Annotated in this window: 15 protein-coding genes; all 15 read right to left on the reverse strand. The window is 38.0% G+C overall.

The genetic code is table 11. From position 1 onward, the window contains the following. Positions 1 to 97: 97 nt before the first annotated feature. Complete coding sequence (locus LQ227_RS09310; RefSeq protein WP_230142929.1) at positions 98 to 1,555, reverse strand: RagB/SusD family nutrient uptake outer membrane protein; 1,458 nt, start codon at positions 1,553 to 1,555, stop codon at positions 98 to 100. An 11-nt stretch (positions 1,556 to 1,566) separates the two neighbouring features. Next, positions 1,567 to 4,680, reverse strand: coding sequence for a TonB-dependent receptor (locus tag LQ227_RS09315; protein ID WP_230149130.1), 3,114 nt, complete (start codon positions 4,678 to 4,680; stop codon positions 1,567 to 1,569). 287 nt (positions 4,681 to 4,967) lie between these two features. Further along, entirely contained in the window at positions 4,968 to 5,834 is an 867-nt protein-coding gene (locus LQ227_RS09320) for an AraC family transcriptional regulator (RefSeq protein ID WP_230149132.1), read from the reverse strand. Positions 5,835 to 5,838: 4 nt separating this feature from the next. After that, positions 5,839 to 6,177, reverse strand: a complete 339-nt coding sequence (locus LQ227_RS09325) for a VOC family protein (protein WP_230149133.1) — start codon at positions 6,175 to 6,177, stop codon at positions 5,839 to 5,841. Positions 6,178 to 6,309: 132 nt separating this feature from the next. Beyond that, complete coding sequence (locus LQ227_RS09330; RefSeq protein ID WP_215165074.1) at positions 6,310 to 6,936, reverse strand: response regulator transcription factor; 627 nt, start codon at positions 6,934 to 6,936, stop codon at positions 6,310 to 6,312. Positions 6,937 to 6,971: 35 nt separating this feature from the next. Further along, entirely contained in the window at positions 6,972 to 9,836 is a 2,865-nt protein-coding gene (locus tag LQ227_RS09335; RefSeq protein ID WP_230149136.1) for a two-component regulator propeller domain-containing protein, read from the reverse strand. Positions 9,837 to 9,950: 114 nt separating this feature from the next. Beyond that, positions 9,951 to 12,320 (reverse strand): phosphocholine-specific phospholipase C, encoded by a 2,370-nt coding sequence (locus LQ227_RS09340; RefSeq protein ID WP_230149141.1) that lies wholly within the window; start codon positions 12,318 to 12,320, stop codon positions 9,951 to 9,953. A 169-nt stretch (positions 12,321 to 12,489) separates the two neighbouring features. After that, entirely contained in the window at positions 12,490 to 13,995 is a 1,506-nt protein-coding gene (locus tag LQ227_RS09345) for a glycerophosphodiester phosphodiesterase family protein (protein WP_230142940.1), read from the reverse strand. Between the two features lie 220 nt (positions 13,996 to 14,215). Next, positions 14,216 to 15,349 carry a thioredoxin family protein gene (locus LQ227_RS09350; RefSeq protein ID WP_230142942.1) on the reverse strand — a complete coding sequence of 378 codons (1,134 nt, stop codon included), beginning with the start codon at positions 15,347 to 15,349 and terminating at the stop codon, positions 14,216 to 14,218. Positions 15,350 to 15,353: 4 nt separating this feature from the next. Then, a complete protein-coding gene (locus LQ227_RS09355) occupies positions 15,354 to 16,880 on the reverse strand; it encodes a retropepsin-like aspartic protease (RefSeq protein ID WP_230146645.1) in 1,527 nt (508 codons plus the stop codon). Further along, positions 16,870 to 18,051: a TlpA disulfide reductase family protein gene (locus LQ227_RS09360; protein ID WP_230142945.1), complete on the reverse strand. Its 1,182-nt coding sequence runs from the start codon at positions 18,049 to 18,051 to the stop codon at positions 16,870 to 16,872. The genes LQ227_RS09355 and LQ227_RS09360 overlap by 11 nt, the downstream gene beginning before the upstream one ends. A gap of 53 nt (positions 18,052 to 18,104) precedes the next feature. Continuing rightward, the gene (locus LQ227_RS09365; RefSeq protein WP_230142947.1) at positions 18,105 to 19,487 is read right to left on the reverse strand and encodes a TlpA disulfide reductase family protein; all 1,383 of its coding nucleotides are present in this window, start codon (positions 19,485 to 19,487) and stop codon (positions 18,105 to 18,107) included. 37 nt (positions 19,488 to 19,524) lie between these two features. Then, positions 19,525 to 21,048 carry a PKD-like family lipoprotein gene (locus tag LQ227_RS09370; protein WP_230142950.1) on the reverse strand — a complete coding sequence of 508 codons (1,524 nt, stop codon included), beginning with the start codon at positions 21,046 to 21,048 and terminating at the stop codon, positions 19,525 to 19,527. Between the two features lie 24 nt (positions 21,049 to 21,072). Next, entirely contained in the window at positions 21,073 to 21,834 is a 762-nt protein-coding gene (locus LQ227_RS09375) for a DUF4843 domain-containing protein (RefSeq protein WP_230142952.1), read from the reverse strand. Between the two features lie 17 nt (positions 21,835 to 21,851). Then, positions 21,852 to 23,285, reverse strand: coding sequence for a RagB/SusD family nutrient uptake outer membrane protein (locus LQ227_RS09380; protein ID WP_230142954.1), 1,434 nt, complete (start codon positions 23,283 to 23,285; stop codon positions 21,852 to 21,854). Between the last annotated feature and the right edge of the window lies 1 nt (position 23,286).

Genomic DNA, 23,286 nt, shown 5'->3' on the forward strand with positions numbered 1-23,286 from the left:
AATGCTGAGGTAACTAAAATGTGATATTAAGCAGAAAGCCCTTTCAAAATGAATTGAAACGGCTTTCTATCGCTTAGATTTTGTTTGTTAAAAAGAACTAATATCCAGGGTTCTGTTGTGGTTTCAACACTGGATTTGCATCTAATTCTGCTTGTGGAATTGGAGAAACCAATCTGTTATCGCCAGACGGAAAGTTTACAATTTTCCAGTGTACAGTAGAGCCGGTTCTGTCGACACCTTTTTTCGTACGCAACAAATCAAAAAACTTATGTCCTTCACCATATAACTCTTTATTGCGCTCCGTTAGTATCTCTTCAATTAAAGCATTACCTGTGTTCACAGAAACAACTGTAGCTATCCCAGCGCGTTGTTGAATAGCCAATAACGCCTGTTTAGCTGCGGGTTCGTTACCTAGTCTTGCTTCAGCCTCTGCTTCAATTAAATACATCTCTGAAGAGCGAATTAGCACCTGATTATTAGCAGGCGTAGTTGTAAAGTCGAACTTATTGATCAGATACCCCTCACCCCTTCTTCTATATGCTGCGGTACTTGCAGCTGCCGTTGGGCTACTTTTAACCAGAAATTGCTTTTTACGCTCGTCGTTTGCTGCAAAAGAATTAAAGAAATCATCAGTAACCCTAAAGCTTGAGTAACCTGAATCGTAAGGGTCGTAAAATGATGATACCGCAAGGAAACCCTGGTTATCATCTGTTCTTACATTGATGGCGTAAATCCACTCAGAAGTTGGATTATTAAAACCTGTTAACAATGCGGCTGCCGTACTTAATGGTTTGGCCGCACGCGCTAACTTAGCATAGCGACTAGCTTCGGCCCAATTACCCATGTTTAAATAAACACGAGCTAACATACCTTGTATAGCAGGAACACTCATTCTATAAATACTGGTCCTGCCTGTTGTTGGTAAGTTTGTTTCCGCATATTTCAAATCATCAATAATAAAAGCGTATACATCTTTTACTTTATCCCTTGCCGGAGATGTTTCATCTGGTCCAAGTGGTTTTCTTAAAATGGGTACACCAAGGGCTTCAGGATTTACGCTGTAAGGTTGGGCAAACCAACGCACCAGCCAAAAGTAAGTATAAGCTCTCAATGCACGTGCTTCCGCTAAATATTCTGTTTTTAGGGCATCGCTTATAGGAGCATCCGGAATATTAACAACAAACTGATTTGCATTTGAAATCACTTTATAACTGTACTGCCACCAGGCATAGGCATCGCCGTTGTTTACTGTTTCTACAAACTGATATTGTGCTACAAAACGGTTATAGTTTCCAGCACCGCTGACAATCATTACATCGTTACCCTTAACATCGGCACTTAATATCATGTTATTAGTATAGCCCGAAAAGGTAGTAAGATCGTAAATACCAGTCATGGCTGCCTGTATTTTTGCTCCTGATGAAAAAGCATCTTTAGCATTTATTTGTTGTGTTGGGGTTACTTGCAAAAATTCTTTCTTGCAGGATGTTGCCCCAACAAGAAGAAGCATTACTCCAGTATATAAGGCCGTTTTATATGTTTTTATCTTTCTCATTACTTTATCAATTAAAATCCAACATTAAGACCTAACGTGAATGTTTTAACATTTGGAATATCGTTATCAGTTAAACCGGTAAGGGCTGATTCAGGATCCATACCTTTATGTTTAGCCCATGTAAATGGATTTTCAGCCATTAAATACACCCTAACATTCGACAAATGGACGGTTTCTAACCAGTTTTTCCTTAAAGAGTAGCCTAAGGTGATATTTTTAACACGCATAAACGATCCGTCGTACAAGAAACGGCTTGATTGGTTGTTTCCTAAATCAGTATTATTGATTACAAAGCGGGGCACATCGGTTATGTCACCTGGTTTTTGCCAGCTGTTAAAATTATCTATTGATAATTGCTTACCTACAGAACCCCCACTATGCATCAGATTACCATATAAGGTGTCGTAAATTTTAGCACCGGTAGAAAAATAAGTGAATACGCTTAAATCAAATTCTCTATATCTAAATGTATTGTTAAAACCTCCGGTGAATTTTGGTAGCGAAGAACCTAAACCATCATAACGTGTTGCGGTTGACCAGTTTTTTGTGGTAATTCTGTTGCCTGTAGCCTGACCATTTACAATTTCGTCGGTATACCACATTGGCCGGCCATCTGCCGGATCAACCCCTGCATAATCGCGTAGATACCACTGATATCTATCTTCACCCACTTTCCATCTTTTGGTACCATCAATTACCTCATTTTGGGTCATTGCATTGATTTTGTTTCTATTAGAAGTAATGTTAAAAGAGATATTCCAATCGAAATCTTTGGTTTTAACCGGGTTTCCGTTTAATAAAATCTCTACACCGTAATTATCCATTGAGGCAAGGTTTGTAGTCAAATTATCAAAACCAGTCAATCTTGTAAGAGGCTGATCAAACAATAAGCCTTTAGATCCTCTTTTATAATATGAGGCTTCACCGCTAATTTTTCCTTTCAGGAAAGCGAACTCCACACCAATATCTAAAGTTGAATTCTGTTCCCATTTCAGGTTTACATTTTCGAGTTGAACGTAGTTAATACCCGATTGTCCTTCGTAGTTTTTACCCAGGCCATATAAACCTTGGGCTGCATAACGATCAATTCTGTCATTACCTGAAGTACCATAACTGGCTCTTAACTTTAATTCATCAATCCAGTTTACATCTTTTAAGAAATTCTCTCTGCCGATGCGCCATCCACCACCAACAGAATAAAATGTTCCATATTTATTGTCATTTCCAAAAACAGATGAACCGTCTCTTCTTAAACTCCCAGATAGATAATACTTACCTGCATAGTTATATTGCAAACGCGAAAAATACGAGGCAAACCTTTGTTGAGTATAATAAGATTGTACTGTTGACGGTGTTGATGCTGCTATTTGCTCATTAGTACCCGGGAAAGGGAATCCTGTAACCTGCGAGTAGTTAAAATCACGCTTTGAACGGTACGCTTCCTGCCCTAATAAAACATCGAAATTATGCTGATTGAAAGTTTTGTTATAGGTTAAAGTATTTTGAAACGTTACAGTAACATCCTCTTTAGAATAACGGTATGCGCGTCCTTTTACACTCACCCCGTCGCCATGCTCCATGTTGTAGAACTGGCGCTCCCGGTTGTTGATATAATCAACTCCTACCATACTTTTAACAACAAAATCTTTTAAAAACCGAACCTCCGCATAAGGGCTGGTAATAACCCTGTTGGTTATGGTATTGTATTCATTCAGTTTAGATAAACCAACGGGGTTAAAATCTGGTGTAACCGGGTTAATGTAGTTGTAGACAGGGTTTCCGACTGCATCGTACACTACGTTTCCGTTTGTATCACGTACATATAACGGATAAATATTGGCTGTTTGATCGGCAAAGTTTACCGGGTTATCAGAACCAGTACTTCCGGCCGGGGTGTTTTGTTCGGTACGGGTCAAACTGTTGTTAATACCCACTTTTAAGAAATCGGTAACATCGGTATTGAAGTTAAACTTGCCTGAATAGCGTTTAAAATCAGAGCGAATTACAATGCCATTTTGCTCAAAGTACCCCCCAGAAACAAAGAATTTACTTCTGTCATTACCGCCGCTAGCTGATAAATCGATATTTTTAGTTACACCTCTACGTAATACTTCATCACGCCAATCGGTATCGTAAAGCAATGATGCTCCATTAGCCAATACTCCATTTGCTGTGTAAGGATTAACTGTGTTGTATGGATTTACAACTAATTTAGCATTAGTTAATCCGTTTGCAGCAGTAGCTGCGGCATCAGGAGCTAAACCCGCTGCTAAACGCTGCGCATAATAAACATCCCAAAATGTTTTGTAATATTGTGTGGCATCCATTACCTCGTGTTTATCTACTGCCTGGTAAGAATATCCGGTGCTAGAGCTTAGATTCAATTTAGTTTGGCCTGCCTTTCCTTGCTTTGTTGTGATCAATACCACACCATTTGCTGCCCTAGAACCATAAATAGCTGCAGCGGTCGCATCTTTTAATACCGTTACCGAAGCAATGTCGTTGGGATTTATTGAAGAAAGTACATCAGAAGTTTGTGCAACTGAACTTAAATCGCCATTAGTAATGGCAATACCATCAACTACATAAAGCGGGGTACTCGAAGCTGTGAAGGAACCTACTCCACGAATCCTAACAGTAGAAGTAGCGCCTGGCTGACCAGATACACTGGTAACTTGAACACCTGCAGCTGCACCCTGTAAGACCTTTTCAAAAGAAGTAACCGGACGGTCTTTGAAAACGTCCTCTTTAACTACCGCTGCAGAACCCGTAAAGTTTTCTTTCTTTACTGTTCCATAACCAATAACCATAACATCCTGAAGATTTCTAGCTGATGATACCATGCGAATATTTAACGTTTCGCCGGTTATTCTTACTTCCTGCTCGGTATAGCCCACATAACTTAGCACTAGCGTTTGTGCATCTGAAGGTATGGCAATAGAAAAGGTTCCCTGTCCAGTGGTTTGCGTCAACTGTGTAGTACCCTTTACTTTTATTGATACGCCGGGCAATGGTAAACCATCATCAGCATCAACCACCTTTCCGGTTATTGTTTTATTCTGCGCCAGGGCGTTGAAATAAGACAAAACCGCAACCATTAAAATCAATAGTAATTTTTGTTTCATGTTTCGAAATAAATAGTTAGTAAATAATTTGTTCTTTAGTTTTAGCAGATACGCATGAAACCAAATCAACAGGCAATTTAGGCGCTGCCGAAATTCGAAAATGTGCGAAAATCACCATTTTAGAAACGGTCGGTATAAACGCAAAAAAGCAAACCCCAATCCTGGCAGTTTGCTTTTTTAATCATTATTAACCTAAACAGGAAAAAACTTCTACAAATTGTCCTGCAAGAGCTTCAAAAATAGTTTCATCCCAACATTCTAAATATGCAGAAATCACTATTTATACTTTAATTCAACCTACTCTTTCTATATTTTAGCGGGGTAATATTGAACGTGTGTTTAAATAACCTGATGAATGAACTTGGGCATTCAAACCCAACTAAACCTACTATTTCGTTTAAGGAATAAGTAGTAGTTTGCAATAGTTTTTTAGCCCTGTTTAATCTTAACTGCACTAAAAACTGGTATGGGCTAATCTCATATGCTTCTTTAAATGTTCTTAGCAAATGGTTAACCGATAAACACGCCTGTTCGGCAATGTTTTCTAATGTTATATTTTGATTGTAATTGCTGCTAATGTATTCTTTAGCAAGTGTTAATCTTTTTAAAACCTCTTCGCGGGTTTTTGGTTTGATAAAGCTGAGTTTATCCAATTTCTGAGCTACCTCTTTATCATAAATTTTATAATAGTTTAAAAGGCAGTGGTACAGGTATTCATTAATCAGCATTTCGTCTTTCAAACCTTTATCGAGCTGACTTTTTAAATGCAGCACATTAAAGCGCATATCGCCAGAAAACGGATAAAGTGATTCGATAAAAGGAGGTGTTTCACCAGCTTCTTTTCCGGCAAGCAAACTTTCGTTGCTGTTCGAAAAAGTGTGGTGAAAATCTTTAATAAATTTTTCGCCAAAAGAAACTGAAAATGTATTTACCGGACTTATCGAATCTATTTTGCTGCTAAAATTTGTTCCGGCATTTACTACAGCGAAAGTATCGGGATAAATGCTAAACTTACGCTTGTTAATTTCGCAATTTTCGGTTCCGTTAAAAACGAATTTAATGGTATAAGCATCGTTCTGTTGCTCATAAATGGCCTCACAGGTGCTTTCACTTATAATTTTATTCCTATTGCTCAATTCTTTTACGTACCTCATAACATTAATCCTCATTGTAGTTACGCTGTTCCAATATGATAAAATGATTACCATAAGGATCAGAAAATTCGATACTTAAACCCTCACTTAAGTAAGCTGGTCTGTTTTTAAAAATAACCCCTCTCGATTTTAGTCTGCAGTAATCTTCTAAACAATCATCGCTGGTTAATACAATTTTATTGGTCTGGTTTTGATGCTTTTGTTCTGACAGGAAAATATTGGTCTCGTGATCTGCCCTAACCATGATTCCTTTTTCCTTTTCAGAAATCATTGTCGATTCTGTCGGCATCCCTAAACAGTTGGCATAAAATGCATCTGCATCATTTAGTTGCTTTACTTGCATATAAAAGAATTTTACAGATTGGTTCATTGCCTTGTTTAATTGTATGATGTAAAATTAAACTGAAATTGAACCCAAAGCATCACCCAAAAAGGGTGATTTTCGCATTATTTTTTAGAAAAATATAGGTATAGATTAAATAAAGCGCTTTTCTTTGGCTGTTTTAATCGCTTCTGATTTGGAGTTTACATCGAGTTTGATGTAAATATTTTTTACATGGCTCCTTACGGTTTCCTGATCAATAAAGAGATCGTTTGCGATTTGAGATTTTGTTTGTCCATTTGCAATCCGATCTAATATTTCGGTTTCGCGTTTAGTTAAAGGAGAATTCAGGTTTTTTTGAAAAGAATGCATTACAATGCGCGCTACATTTGTACTCATGGCCCCTCCGCCAGTACTCACTTCTCTTACGGCATCTATAATTTTTGAGGCGCTCGAATTTTTGGTGAGGTAGCCACCTGCGCCCATGGTTAGGGCTTCGAAAACCAATTCGGGCGAATCAAAAACGGTGAGGATAATAATATTCGCGTTAGGTAAGGCCTTTTTGATAAAAGGTAAGGCCTGCAGCCCGTTGGTGCCTGGCATCTGGATATCGAGCAAAATCACATCTGGATGATCGGCCTCTAAGTATTTTTTGGCCAAATCGTATGATGCATAAGCGTTAACGACTACAAAATCTTCAACATCGCTTAATAACGATTCATAACCCATTCTTAAAATATCGTCATCTTCGATTAGAACAATTCGTAAATTCTGGCTCATTTTTGTGGTTGGTTTTAATTAAGACACTTTTAGTGCTATTTTGTAACAGGAATTCTGGTAGAAATTGTTGTAGTGGTGCCTTTCCCCTTTATAGAAGAAATCTGAAAGGTCGATTTTATACGTTTGCAGCGTGTTTGAATATTGTTTAATCCTCTTCCTTTCTGTACCGTTTCAAGGTCAAAACCTTCGCCATCGTCTGTTGTTAAGATGTTTACTGTATCATGATCGGTTTCAATAACCATAATCAATACCTGGCTTGCTTTGGCATGTTTTAACACATTGTTTAACATCTCCTTAAAAATTAATGTTAGGTTTCTGTTAAACTCCATCGATAGGTGTAGTTTTTGATATTTGCTTAACACGCCTTCCATTTTAAATGTAACGCCGGTGTTTTGGAAAAGATCGATTCCAAAATTTTTAATGTGCATCAATATCTCAAAAAGATTATCGCTATGTGGGTCTAGCGCCCAAAGAATATCTTTAGTTCCGGTATAAAGCAGGCTGGCATTCTCTCTGATTAGCCTGATCAGTTCTTTTTGCTCTTTTTCGGTTCCAGCTACCTTTTTATCCAAAATTTCGGATAAAACATTAATCCGGGTCAGTTTATTGCCAATGTCATCATGAAAATCTTCTGCAGTTTGCTTTCTTATTTTTTCCTGCTCTTTTAATTTTAACTTTTCGAACTGATGTTTTTTACGTTCTCTGGTTTTAAAAATGAGATAAAAGATAAGCCAGATCAGGAAAATAAGCACCAAAAATGCGCCAATCTTAAATATAATGGTATCATAATACGGCGGTACAATGGTAAAGCTAAACTGTTCGATATTTGATTGCTCGCCATTTGCAATAGCATAAACCTGAAAAGTATAACTACCTGGTCTTATGGCCGAATATTCGATCTCTGTGTTGGGTACAGGTTTGCTGAAATCGTTATCTACCCCGACCAGTTTGTAGCGGTAAAGTACACTTTCTGGATTGGTGAGATAAACCCCTTTAAAACTTATCGAAATGTGGTTTTGACTGTAGTTAAGTTTATAAAATTTATCGCCTTTTCCGTTCAGATCTACTGAAAGATCTTTTGCCCGATCATTTTTATGAAAAACACTAACCTGTTGAATATGGATAAAAGGATTTTTTTTATTCCCTGGGAGTACATTGGTTTTGCATTGAATGAGTCCATTTATAGTACCTACCAAAATGCTGTTTTTGTAATTGATAATTGCGTTTTGGTTACACTCAACAATTAACGGATGATCCCTGAAAACTTCATAACTTTGTTGTTGCCTATTAAAAGTTAATTTGTTAATCCCCCGCCCTGTTCCGGCCCATAAATTATTTTCATTATCGGTTGCAAGGCTATAAATATCATTTGAGTTTAACCCATTGGCAACAACATAACGTTTAATGGCTTTTGTTTTTAAATTCCAGGTGATGATCCCATCGCCAAGCGTAGCAAAAATTAAATTTTCACCCTGCCTTATAATGCTCAGTACGTAAACATTGGTGAGCGATTTGATACGAAATGTTTTATCTATCTTTTTGTTTTTGATAAGTGTAACGCCGTTTGAGGTGCCAAGAAACACGCTATCCTTCCGCAAGGGGTAAATACACGATAAATAGCCATCAAATCCGCTTATCCGTTCGGTTTTCCCATCCTTTAAATAGGTAGATGACATGAGACCGTTTATCCAGATCCCTCCTTCCTCGTCTTCAGCTATCGAGCTGTTATCAAATTTATCTGGCTTTAATACCTGACTAAATTTCTCTCCGTCGTACTTCCAAATGCCTTTACCATAGGTAGAGAACCAAATATTTTTGGCTTTATCGGCATAAACGAAGTAGATTTTTTTATCCTTAAAGGCGGGAATATTAACGTTTTGTACCTCTTTACCATCATACTTAAAAACACCTTTATTAAAAGTGCCAAACCAGAGGTTATCATTTTTATCTGCCGCTATTCCGCTTATCGGATAAGCCAGATTCTTGCCCTTAAACCTATTGTAACGAATAAAAGCATCGCCTTCATATTTGTAAATACCATCACTAAAACAAGATATCCAGATATTATTTTCGGCATCGCTAAATATTTCGTTAACCTGGTTATCGCTCAATCCATTTTCTCCGTTAAAATTTATGATCGCCCCGTTTTTATTGATCAAGTAAGCTCCTTTTTCTGAGCCTACCCACATATTTCCACGATGATCCTGCGCGATGGAATAATAGGTATCAATGCCCTCTTTTTTAAAAAACGGCTTAATTATTCCGTTTTCCAGCACATAAATTCCGCCACGGTCGGTTAAGAGATAGGCCTTGTTGTTTACTGTTTTATCGAATAAAATCTTCCGGATAGATGAAGTATTAATGGCTGACGGTAACTCCTGGTAGATTGTCCAATTGTTATTCTTTAGCTGATAAATCCCTTTTCCTGATACAGCGGCATATAGGTTTCCATCGTTATCGCTGTTTATGGTATTAATATTTTTATTGGCAATGGAATAAAAAACAATTTTATTCTTTTCAATTTTGAAAAGCTTATGTTCACTTATTCCCCAAATAACACCCTCTTTGTCTTTAAGCAAATGGCTTACCCCTTTACCCGAAAACAGGGTGCTTATTTTTCCGCGTTTAAGAATGCTGATACCTGTTTCAGTACCAAAAAGCATTTGGCGCTGGTTATCCTCGGCAATACAGTTTACTGAATTTGAACCTAATCCATCGGCTTTACTGTATGAGGTAAATTGCCTGCCATCGAAATTACTTACACCACCAAAAGTACCCAGCCAAAGCGTCCTGTCTTTTGCTTGATAAATTACCATTACCTGCGATTGAGGCAAGCCATCTTTTAGGCTGTAATTGGTAAAATTATAGCTTTGGGCCGATAGCTGAAGGCTAAAAAGCAAAATGAAAGAAACTATGAAATTTATTTTGATTATAGACAGTTTACTGCACATGTAATACAAAATAAGCATAATTTCTTTCAAAAGCCATCCCCCTTTTTGGGGGATATTATATTATTATGCATTACCCATGTATGGGTCGGTTTGGGTAATTTCTCCGGTTTCTATTTTACCTGCATAACGGTGTTTAAATGTGGTATTGCCTGCCTGCACAATACTGAAATCGTACCAATTCGCATTTTTAGCCAGATTAAACGAGATGTTTGTACCCGATTTTGGCTTGATTGTTACCGTTTTGCTCCCTGATTTGTATTTGTTATCTACAATTTCAAGCGTAACTAAACTCGCGCCCTTGTTCTCAATAGCGAAAACCAGGGCACCCGTAAGTTTTTTGCTTACCAAACCAGCTTGCTCTGGATATGCTTTTACAATAACGGAAGGATTTTTTTTGCCGCCTACGAAATGTCTGTAAAAACCATTCGGACCACTTATTGTAAGATCATAAACTTCGTTATCAAAATCATCCAGTTTAATGCTGTCATTTAACACATCGCCAGCTTTTACAGCATAGGCCCATGTTTTGCCCGCAACACCTTTAAATTTGGCTATGGTATTCATGTTGAAAGGCGCACCAACAGTTTCTGTTTCGCTACCGAACAAGGTTTTTGCCGATTGAAAAGTAAGTACTATTTCGTTGTTAACCAGATTTGCATCAACCATTAAATGATAAGGCAAGGCACAGGCATGTTTTGTTCCGTTCTCCTGCTTAGGGGCATGATTAGATGTCTCAGCAGAAAAGGCCTCAAATTTATTTATTTTTGCAATTTCTGTTTTATTAAGTGCCGTAGGACCAACCTGGGCAGGTTTGTTTTTTGCATTACCGATGTTGGTTACTACCACATCGCGTTTTAGTGGTTCAGGAGATTTAATTTCTTCTCCATTGTACGGTCTGAACACCGAGGTTAAATCGCCACAGATATTTCTTCGCCAATCGCTAATGTTGTTACTTTTAATGGTTTTACCTGTTTTTCTAGCCAGCCATTTTTCCATAAACATTAATGATGAAGTATGATCGAAAACCTGCGAGTTTACAAAACCACCCTTGCTCCAGGGTGAGGCAATAACCAATGGTACACGATAGCCCAAGCCGATCGGGCTTCCCTTTCTTGCTTCAAAATCAGTGGCATAGTTTATTCCTTCAGATACCTTTCCGCTGGTTGAATCATCAGGGTTTGGCACCACAAAAGGTGGCTGATGATCAAAGTAACCATCATTTTCATCGTAGGTTAAAACAAAAATTGTTTTTTTCCAAACCTCTGGGTTTTTGGTTAAAATATCGAGGGCTTCACTTACATACCAGGTTCCATACAATGGTGAGCTGGTATGATCGGAAAAACGTTGAGGCGCAACCAACCACGAAACCGTTGGTAATTTCCCGCTATCTACATCTTTTCTAAACTGATGGAAAATATCGCTTTTAGGCACATTAATCGTTTCAGACTTACCTTGGTCGTTCTTAAAAGTAAATGGTTCAAGATCGAGATAATCTTTTTGAGAAATGTTTGTGGTAAACGCTTTATCTACCAAGTTTTTTTCCTTTTGTGATAACTTATCGTATTTCTCCTGAACCTCTTTTGCGGTTAGAGCCGGTTCAACGGTATTATCGCCGTTTTTTCTAAAGTAAGCCGATAATTTAACGTTATGCCTGCTGATGTACTCTATAGGATTATCGCCATAATTACCCAACCAATCATCTATTTCGCCTTCGGGAAGTTTGGAAGTCCATAATTCGTTTTGGTAAATGCGCCAATCGATACCATTATCTTCTAAGGTTTCCTGAAAAGTTGGCCAATCTACAAATACATTATTTTGCGATTCAGCCTGATCGTTATTGACCACCGCAACCCGGTTTGCGCTTTTTTCTCCGCGAACGGTTCCTGTAAAAAAGAACAGTCTGTTTGGCGTTGTTCCCGTTAGCGATGAGCAAAAATGCTGATCGCAAATGGTAAAAGCATCGGCCATGGCATAATAAAAAGGAATATCATTCCGATCGTAATAAGCCAATGTCATTGGTGTTTTAACCGGCAACCATTTATCGTAACGGCCACCATTTCGTGCCGCAACCTGGTCGTTCCATGAATGCGGTAAACCACCTTGCCAGCTGATTTTCGTTTTGTTGATATCCACGTGAAAAGGGGCATAGGTATAACCCTGACCGTCTTTTTGCAACCAAACTTTGTTTCCATCAGGTTGAATGTGTGGGTGAGGATCGTTAAACCCGCGAACACCTTTCATTTTACCAAACATATGGTCGAAAGAACGGTTCTCCTGCATCAGGAAAACAATGTGTTCGGCATCGTAAAATGTACTGCCCGGCTCAGGATTAATCGACATGGCTTTTAGCACCGAACTGGGCAAGGTATTGGCCATGCCAGTGGCTCCGGCAAACAAGGCCGCTTTTTTTAGAAATTCTCTACGTGAGTCCATAAATTATACAATATAGCTTAGATACCGCAAGTTATAATTTCAATTGCCAATTAGCAATTTTCAGTAGACAGTTAATTTATGGTGCTCATCAGCATGAAGTTCTTAGTCAATTTAATTATGACCGTCGACTAATAACCAATGGCCGATGAACCATTGAACTAACAAAATATTACTTCTGAAACACCCTTACATAATCAACCTTCATACTTGCGGGAAAAATAGATTCGTCTATTCCTTTTTTTCCACCCCAACCACCGCCAACAGCTACATTTAAAATAAGATGGAAGTTTTGATCGAATGGCCAATCGCCAGATCCTTTTTTGGTATTTTTAAAAGTGAGGTATTTTTGGTTATCAATAAAGAAATCTATTCTATCTGCAAACCATTCTACCGCATAAATATGATATTCGGTATAAGGATTATCAACCTTTAAGGCCTTGCCAACCTGCGTTTTAATTACGTGGTTAAATTTTTCGGTATGTACCGTTCCATGAACGCTATCCGGATCATAACCTACATGTTCCATAATATCAATTTCGCCGCTCTTTGGCCAGCCGCCGTATTTCCCTTCGGTTGGTAAAGCCCATATAGCAGGCCATAAGCCCCTGCCTTTTGGCAACATGGCGCGAACTTCTACCCTTCCGTATTTAAAATCGAATTTATTTTTCGTTACCAATCTGGCCGAAGTATAATGGTTGTTTTCCTTGTCTGCTTTTACCGCAGTAATATTCAGACTCCCTTTTTTTACAATTGCATTTGTGCTATCTGCATCGGTATAATATTGAAGCTCATTATTGCCCCAACCTTTTCCACCTACATCGTAACTCCAATTTTTTGCTAATGGTAATCCCGCATCGTTAAATTCATCAGCCCATTTCAATTTCCAACCCCTTGCAACAGGTGTTTTTTTGAGCTCTTCGAAGGTCAATTCTGGCTCATTAGTGGTAATATAATCAACCTGATGTGCCAAAAGCCATTGAATTTCGGGAACAGTGTTTACCGTCCAGGCATTTACCTTTAAGCCTAACTTGTGGGCATTTTCAATCCACCCATCTTTTTGGTAAACACTAAAATGATAATCAACCCCGGTTAATTTATCTGCTTTCATTTGCTCAGCACTGATTTCGCCTTTTAAGTAGGCCACTTTGGCTTTTGGTAAGAGCGCTAGAATCCTTTTACAGTAATCGTAGTCAAAACTGATATACTCCGTCCACTCCACTACCTTGAGTTTCTGAACCATTTCAACACATTTATTGGTCACCTCAATTCCACGTTCTTTACTAACTAATGAAGGTTTGATCTCTAAAATCAGTTTGGTTGTTCTTTGCTTTTTACCTTCCAATAAATAAGCCTCAAGCGTAGGAATTTTTTCGCCATTGCTCATGGTTTTCGTCAATAAATCAGCATAGTTTACTTTTTCGATAACCAAACCCTGAAATTCAGGATCGTGATTAATGACCAAAACATTGTCTGCAGTCATCCACACATCGAATTCCGATCCATAACAACCCAGCTTTACAGCTTCGTTTAATGAAGCGATAGAATTTTGAGGAAAATTATTTTTCTTCCATGCCCCACGATGGGCAATCACCTGGTTTTTGTTCCAGTTAAATTTTTGAGCAAAAGAGGCGGTAAAAATGAACAACATTAGTGCAGAAATAAATACTCGTTTCATATTTTGGTTTTATTATGATTGACCTGAAATCATGATCGTTCCATCTCAATTGAAAACAATTTTATAAAATGGAAGATCAAAAGTAGATTTTTAGCCCGAAAACAAAATAAAGTTAATGTAACCATTATATGAATAAAAACAAAAAAGCTTATCCATCCAGATAAGCTTTTCGATCATTAACTATTTAACATGCACCCCTTCTACAAGGTGTAATTCTTATTTATTTTGAACCGCTTTCATTAATGGGTTCTGTTTTCATTTTATACTTGCTGGCATAGCTAGCTGCCATTTTTATAAACCTGTTATAACCAGCTTCATCCTGCGCTATTTTATTTACCGCCGCAGCTGTTTTCATAAATTCAAGGCCGCTGTCTTCAGTAACAATGGCATCGGCCCATTTACAGAAGAGCGTGGTAACCTCTTGGTTAAATCCTTTTTTAGCCAATAAAGTGCTATAAAGCGCATTAAAATGGTATTGATATAAAACTGGATTTTTTATCGAGAATTTCAGAAAACCAACGGTATCTTTTTTCATTCCTAAGAAATATTTATTGCCCAAAGTTTGGAGGCATACTTTCCATGTTTTTTCTGTGAAGTATTTTTTCTGGCCAGTTAAAAAGTCTTCAAAAGCAGTATCATTCAAATTTGTTTTCATTGCTTTGGCCAGCCTTTGATTCAATCCGTAATCTATCACTGGTTGTAAAACTTCTTCACCATAAAGTGAGGCATATCCATTATAATCGGCAAAAATGGTTTCAATAGCCTTTTCATCTGCCGATCTGGTAACCAGATAAGGCAACAAGGCATTCTCAGCCTTAAAGTTTTTTAAAGTATCGCTATAGGTTGCTAAGATAGCTGGGGTTATTCCCTTCCTGGTTTTACAGAATTCTACATAAAACGACGGATATTTTTTTTCATCATATTGTGTAGAAAAACCAGTTAAAAACTTCTGTTGATTTGCTTTTTGGCGCGCATCGGCAAACAATGCGAGCAAATTCCCCGGATCTTTGTAGCCAGATGATGAGCTGATTAATTTTCCATCACTGTTTAACACCAGGAAAGTTGGGAATCCATTTAAAATATGCTGCACTTTTAAGGTATCGCCAAGCTTATCCTTAAAAATATCTACTTTGAGCATTAGGAAATTTTTGTCCATTTCTGCTTTAACAAGCACATTTGGAAAAACATTTTCATCCATTTGAGCACATGGGATACAGCCTGTGAAATAACAATCAACAAAAATGAGTTTATTTTCTTTTTTGGCTTGTTTCAATACGCTGTTTAAGGATTGATTTTGTGCCAGACAGCCTATAACAGCGAACATCAGACAAATAGTATGGATTATTTTTTTCATAAATCTATTTTTTGGTTATTGAGATATTTTGTTTTTCTCCATTTGCGGTGTAGGCAATTTTGAAGCTTTTGCCAGAGGGTGCTGCTAAAACCGCAAGCATTTTCTTGCTGTCTTTAAGCAGAACTGATGCGGCGACGCCATCAATACTTTCAATTGTCTGCCCCGCTTTTAATGTTTCGCTTTCAACCGGAGCAACCACACTTAACAACTTTAATTTTCCATCCTGATCGAAGCCGAATAAATAAGCGCCCAAAACAAAATCGTTAGGGAAATTTAACGTATGGTTCGGGACGAAATGGATTTCCTTTTTCTGCAGATTAATGGTGAAATTATAACGCCCTATGGTTCTGATACCGATTGATCCATCAAAGCCCGGATTCCAGTTTTCGCTCTGGCCACCTCCGGCCATGAGGGTAACCGGAAAATCGGCTAGCTTAGGCATATTTGAAAAAGAAAACGATGCTGCCCTGCCGCTGTAGGTAGGTGTGCTGATACCCATGCTGGTTGTGGTACCATTATATTCGGGTTTAAAACCACTTACCAATAGTTTATTCTTTTTTACAAATGGCCTGAAACAAATGAGATTATATGCCGCACCGGTATCGAAAACAAATTCGCCTGCATGTTCCTGGCCAGGTATTATGCTTATCTCACCCGGAATAATAAACAACCCGGCAGGCACGATAACCGGAACCGATTTCCCCTGGTCTTGGTACTCGTAATCGCCAAAATTATAAAGTGAAAGTTCTTTTTTATCGAAATCTACTTTGGTAATGTAGTTTTTGGCAATACTATTGCCAATGATGCCATCGCTTCCTTTGTGCATTTCAGGGAAAATAGCAAAGCTTTGGTTTTTTAAAAAGAATGTATCCAGCTTGATGGTGTTTCCCTCTGAAACAGATATTTGCATATTCCCGCCCACTACAGATGTACTTTGCTGGCGGGTAGCTTTTATACCTACAGAATCGGCAAGGGCTTTGGTAATGGCCATTCCATCTGCTCCGGTATCAAAAAGCAGTTTTAGCGGTCGCTGGCTATTGTTTACCTTAACTGTTAAAATGACAGAACCATCTTGTACTTCGAAGGGGATTTTAGCAATCAATACCGATTTTTTATACCGGTTCATGCCATAAAGTTGGTCGAAAATATCAGCGTAGAGAAGTTTGTACTGCGCGTCGGTAAAAATAAAGCTTTCTTTGCCTGCCTTTCCTTTGTTAAACGGAAATACGGTAAGTTGAATATTTTCGTTTTGTTTTGCCTCACTTTTCAATTGTAGCGAATCGCAGGCGTAACGCTCCACAATAGCTTTTAACATCTTATCGGTTGAGGGTCTGGAATAAGCAGCAACAGAAAATTTGGCGCTTAAACTCTCCATTACAGGGTCAATAGATTTTTGAGCGAACATTTTGTTCAAGCTTTCGATTGTCGTTTTGGCGTTTTGTGCCTGCACGTTTAGCGCCGATACCAAGACGCTCAAAAACAGTATTGCTTTAATTTTCATTTTATCTGAGTTGGTGGATTTAAAATCCATAAATTTTTTCGAGGGCCTGGTCAATATCATCAGTAGCACTCGAGGTAATACGGAGTATTATTTTACCCTCGCTGCTGAGCAGTATCTTGGTTGGAAAAGCCACAATGTTATAGTCTTTTACCAAATTCTGCTTATCCATATCCTCATTATTAAGCACATTGATATAGGTGAGTCCATCTTCTTCAATAGCCTTAAGCCAGGCTGTGCGTGCCTCGCTAAGTAATTTTTTCTGCTCTTGTGCTATGGCTATAATTTCAAAACCTTTGGATTGGTATTTTGCGTATAATGCCTTAAGATGTGGGTTACTGGCTCGGCAAGGCCCGCACCAGCTGCCCCAAAAATCGAGCAGTACAGTCTTTCCCTTAAAATCAGCCAAATTGATGGTTTTGCCATGATTGTCGGTTTTCTGAAAACCAATGGCATCCGATCCTTCAGGAGTAGCACTTATTTTTTTGATGTATGCCTTGATTCTCTCTGCGATAGGATGGTTTTTATATTTGGACGATAAACTGTTCCACGTGGAAATAAAATCGCCTGCGGTATACAGGTTTTGCATTCGGGTTAATAAAAATACAGAAGCAAAGGCATCCCGATGGTTTTTAACAAAGTCGCGCTTTACGTTAACCAATTTTCTGTTTATTGCAGTAGCCTCAGCGCCAAGCGCCTTTGATTGCGCCGCATTCGTGTTTTTTTCTCCATTAAAAAGCAACTGCATAATTTCGTAATTACGCATTTCCTCTTTTTTTACCAGCTGTTTATAGCTGTCAAACACATTGTTTTCTTCATCGCCGCTTACCTTTGCAAACTGAACCAATAAGGCATCGCCAGTTATTTTAATCCCTTTATCGAAAACGAATAAATCAAGAACGGGAGATGGATTCGAAACGGTTTTGTCATTGTTCGTAGCATTTAAACCCCTTGATACCGAAACATCAAAACGGGCAATGGCTGGTTTTTGCAAGCGGGGTACCTTTAAAGAAAAAATATCGTTAATGGCATTTGCTCTATAACTTCTCGATACACCAGCATCATCAGCAAAAGAAATCCAAACCGATTTATTTCCCAGGCCTTTAAGTTGCCCGCTAATTTGTATACTATCATTCTGGCAATAGGCTTTGGGTAAAAAAAAGAGCAAAAGCGTAGCCAGCAATAGTTTTTTTATTGTTATCATATACGTAAGAAATGTAAAAAGCTTTGCCGCCGATATAGCGGCAAAGCAATGACCTAATTGGCCAAAGTTTTTTGCAATAATGCTTTTAACTCTGGCTGAGAAGGACGGGGTGAATCAACGGTTACAATTTTGCCCTGTTTATCGAAAACCAAAAAACGGGGAATGGCATTAATTTTATAATATTTAGAAAACTCATTAGCTGGTCCGCCGGCAAAAAGCTGTAAGCCGCCCAAATTTTCATCCTTGATCATTTTAAGCCACTTTTCTTTATCCTTTTCTGCATCGGTAGATAAGCTGATAATCTGAACATCTGTCCCTTTCATTTCTTCTTCCAGTTTTTTAAGAAATGGGATTTCAGCTTTACAAGGTCCGCACCAGGTTGCCCAGGTATCAACCAACACCACTTTTCCCTTAAAATCTTTCATGCTATACACTTTACCGGTATTATCTGCATAAGAAAATTCGTAAGCATCGGTACCTGGTTTATAGGTTAACAAAGGGTTCATAATGTTACTGCTACGCTCTTTTTGTGCTTTGGTAATCACGTATTTATCATATTTTGCCATTAAGGTTTGATAATCACCTATTGTTTTATATCCTGCTGCATTATCTAAAGCCAGGTCTCCTTTTAAGGTATCGTTCGGAACAAAAGAAGCAAAAAGGTCTACACCTTCAACCCCTCTTTTATAGGCTTTTCCCTGCTGGCGCATATTTACACTGATGATGGCAGATAGCGTACGGAAACCCCATGGATAAGTATAAACTTTATTGGTTGTTTTGGCAAAATCTTCTGCTTTTATGGTGCTATAAAAATTGCTGTACTCTTCTACCGAAGGGTGGGCAGATCGGGGAGTATTCAAGAAATTGGTTGCATAACTGGCTAAATCCCATACCATTATTGCCTTAATTTCCTTATCGAATTTAACGTTGCCGGTTGCCTTTCCATTTAAGAAAGTTTTACTCTTGGCCACAATTTCTTCTTGTTCCGGAAAATAATCAACAAAAGTACTCTGCACTTTCATAAAGTTGATGGCCTTTTGCTCTAACGGAAAAGTTAAATCGTGCCACTGGGTTAATACCACATTTTCTTTTGAGTTTAGTTTTCCGGTTAACACATAACTAGAATCCAATAGATTTACAGATAGTTGTTCCCCTCCCTTAAAATAGAATTTATAGTTATCATTAGGCCCGTTTTCGTTACCAGTACCGATTACGTATAAACCTTCGTATTCAGGGTAGAATAAAAAACCAAACTGGCCTGTAGCAGCTGGGGTTGTATTGGCAATTTCTACACTCTTACCATCCTTTACTTTAAACAGTTTTACAGCTGATGATCTTTTCTTTTTTAAGAGCCCTTTTACCTCTACTGGCTGTTGTGCCATTGCAGATATGGTTGCGATGCACAAAAGCGTGCTTAATAATGCTTTAATTTTCATTGGTTTAATTTGTATGTTTTTAATGCAGTGTTTTTGTTTAGCGTTCTCTATAGGTTAAACTCTTAATTTTTCCGAAACCGCTATAATTGGCATATGGTACCAAATCGCCGTTTACAGGTGGAACCGTATAAGTGCTAAGGCTTCCGTTCTGCCCCTCAGGCAATGCCGGATCATATGATGCAACCATTAACTTATTTGAGTCTTTATATTTTGTGGTATTCTTAAATTCATAAAACTGTAAGAAAGAAATTCTCTTAGTTCCCATATCGAGCATCAGTTTGGCCGATTTTAAAGACATATCGTATTCGTAAACTTTACTGCCAACGGTATAGAAAATATAACCCAAATCTGGATTCACAGCATATAATTCTGCATTTGCAAAATCTGTGGCTAAAATTTCTGCATAGTAAGATTGTGCATTGTTACCACTGTTAAATCGGGTCAGATAGCGTTTTGATGAGTTGGGATCTTTGAGTACACTAAACACCTCGCCGCCATTAAACGCTACCCATTGCATATAAATTAAATCCATCCCGGTTGAGAAATTGAATAATTTCTGTGCATCCGGAGGGTTTGGCAATGTTGTACAAGTTGCTGCCGAACCTACGTGTTTTACAAACCTACGGTTGGTAATGTCGTAAAATATAGCGTGGGCATTTGCAACAACAGCTGGGTTTCCTCCAACAAAAGGAGCAACCTTAAATCCTTTTTGTTCGGCTGTTATGTAATTTATAGGAGCAGAATAATATATGTTCTGTACACGCTCATAGTAATAAGCGTCCTGGTTTCCGATCATATATGCGGAGCTGCCTCCACGTTGTTTAATAACATCTGCATAAAACCCCTCAGGAACATTTCCATACATCTCATAAGTTAGGCCCATGGTTTTTGTCCATTTAAATGTATTAGGATCAACCTTTTGAGTACTTTTATCGGTACCAAAATAAACACCATAGCTAATTTGATCGGGCCCGACTAAAAGACCGGTGTTATAGGTATAAGCCAATACAGGTTTTCCGTCTAGTTTTAGGTCTGAACTCGTTGTGGCCAATAAATCTATAATTACATCGAACGTACTGCTTGTATTTAACGATAGCATATCTACTCTTGCTTTTCCCGATACATCGCACATCAACATCCAACCCTCATTTATCTCATTTACAACCTTTAACGTAAAAGGGTACCTAAATTTTACTCCCGTACTTTTATCAGTAACAGAATAATAAAATTGATAACTACCTGCAATAATTGTCATTTTTAAATCGAGGTTCCTTGTTGTGGCCAAAGTAAAGAGCTTAGAGCCTCCTACTCCATTTGGCCCGATGTAAGACCACTCGTAACTGTATTTAGATTCGTCTGCTCCAGCATCTTGTGTAAACTTCAAATCAGGCTTTAAAACAAATTGTTTGCTGTATACTGCGGTTAAATCTGGTGCGATACCGCTAACAGCTGATAGTTCATTTATATCATTGTAATTGTAATTGCCTATGTCCTTTTTACAAGCGCTAAATGTGCCTATAATACAAAGTGCAATGATCAATATGTATTTCTTGAAAGTCATAATCAATAATTTAAGGGATAGATTTTATTGAACAGAAGCACCCATAATCATTTCTGATCCGTCGTCTTCGTAAATAGTTTTTCCGGCTGCTTTTTGATCGTTTAAATAACGCTGCATAAATTTACCATATGCAGTAAGCTCAGCAATCGACATAGAGGTGTCCATGTAAGCTGGATCTATACCCAATACTTGAACAATCAAACTCAGCTTTTTTCGGGTAAAAGTACCTAGATAGCCATCCAACCACCTCCCCGGTTTTTTAATGATATCATTTACAAACCACCGGTATTTGATAAAGCTTAATCTTTGCCCGGTTGTGGCATTAATTAATTTATCTACCATATCAGTACTAAAGTTTTCATTCGCCTCCAGCTTAAAAAACAGTGTAAAATTCTGAGCCTGCATATCTACAGTTTTATGAAATTTAATCTTAACCGTATCTTGAAGTTTATTCTTTTTGATGCTAAAAGTTTGAGGTAAAGCGTCATAATGTTTTCCTTCTATGGCGGTCGAAACCGGATCCATTATTAATTTATAAGAACGGTCTTTATCACTCACTGTGCCGGTGGTTTTAATTACCATGTTTACTATTGAATCTGTATTCTTCGCTAAAGAAAAAGACATTACAGTAGAATCTCTTATTACTTCACCGTTAAACGCGGGTAGCCTGCCGGCCTCATTAAAATATATATTGTTCTTACCGCTGTAGGTTTCCAGATTTTTTTTGCATGAATTTGCGAATATCAGTATCAGTAAACCTGCAGTATAAAATTTAATTTCTTTCATTGGATCAATCTTTTAGGTTAACGATATTGAGTTTCTGATAATGGAAGTGGTACTACAGGAACAATGGTTATATTCCCACTCCCCGTTCCATTTCCTACCGAGGTTACATTTCTACGTTTGTAGTAATAAAACAACTGTCCTTCGCCAAAAAATTCTTTTTGATATTCTTTTTGCAGCTCTGTATTTACATTCGCGGTGGTAGCAAGGTTCGCTAAGCCCCTGTTAAGACGTACCACATTCAATTGGTTAATACCATCCGATGCAACAGGTTCACATTCAGCAGCAATGAAATACATTTCGCTAATTTTTAAAAGTGGAATAGTAAATCTGAATGTTTTGGTTTTATCTACGATATCAGCATACTTATAAAAGGTCCTATAGCTTTTTATCCCTGTTGATGGGATCTGCCAATTTAAATTATATCTATAATCGCTTTCGTTAGATTCAAAAACCGTTGTTAATCTTGCCGCTGCAGGTGCTAAAATGTTACCCTCCGTAACTGAAGGATCAAATAAAGTAAGGTAATTGTTGTACAGCTGTGTATTCATTGTACCGAATATCATCTCTGTAGAAAATACACGATCGGGGTTTACTTTCTCGCTTAAAGCATTGGTGGTAGTCGTCCACTTAAATTTATCGGCTTGCTGTATAACTGATTTCGCTGCCGAAAGTGCAGATACTTTATCTCCCCGGTATAAGTGGGCTCTTGCCAACAAACCCTTTACAGCATAATAATTTAAGCGGTAGTTTCGACTATTGTTTACAAAATCGACCTCTGCATTTGCTGCCGGAGGATTAACACCCGAACTCGTAATGATGATATCATTTTTGAGTAATTCTTCCGCACGCTGAAGATCACTCAAAACCTTTTGCATTACTTGATTGGCGGGCAAAAGTGGATTAATTTTCGATTGACTGTTTTCATAATAAGGAATAGATTGTTTAGTCGAATCTGCTGAGCTGTATTTAGGACCATAAAGGCGTAAAAGATCAAAGTGAAGTAAAGCCCGCATGGCCAAAGCTTCTCCCTTATAAAGAGATTCGGTTTTTGTATCCAATACGCCGGTATATATTTCAAGATTTTCTAAAAAACTATTGATATTTAGAATCGTAGAATAGGCTTCCGTCCAAATAGCATCGAACTTGGTGGTTGCTGGCTTATCCCCGTAGGCATAAGAGGCAATTTTATATAAGCTATGCGTTGACGGCACATTATATCTTTGGGCTAAAATCTCTACTGTAGAAAGTGTAAGATTTTCTCCGTATAAATTAGATTTTGCCAGGTTAATATACAAGCCATTTAAAGCAGTATTTATTCCACCTTTACTTGCAAATACCTGGCTTTCTATAACCTTATCTTCTGGCTGAACGTTAAGGAATTTTTTGCAAGCACCCAGCAACAGTGACAATACAATTGCTGCTACAAATAATTTTATATAATTCTTTTTCATC

Origin of the sequence: Pedobacter sp. Bi27 (assembly GCF_918698255.1) — a bacterium.
Lineage (GTDB): Bacteria > Bacteroidota > Bacteroidia > Sphingobacteriales > Sphingobacteriaceae > Pedobacter.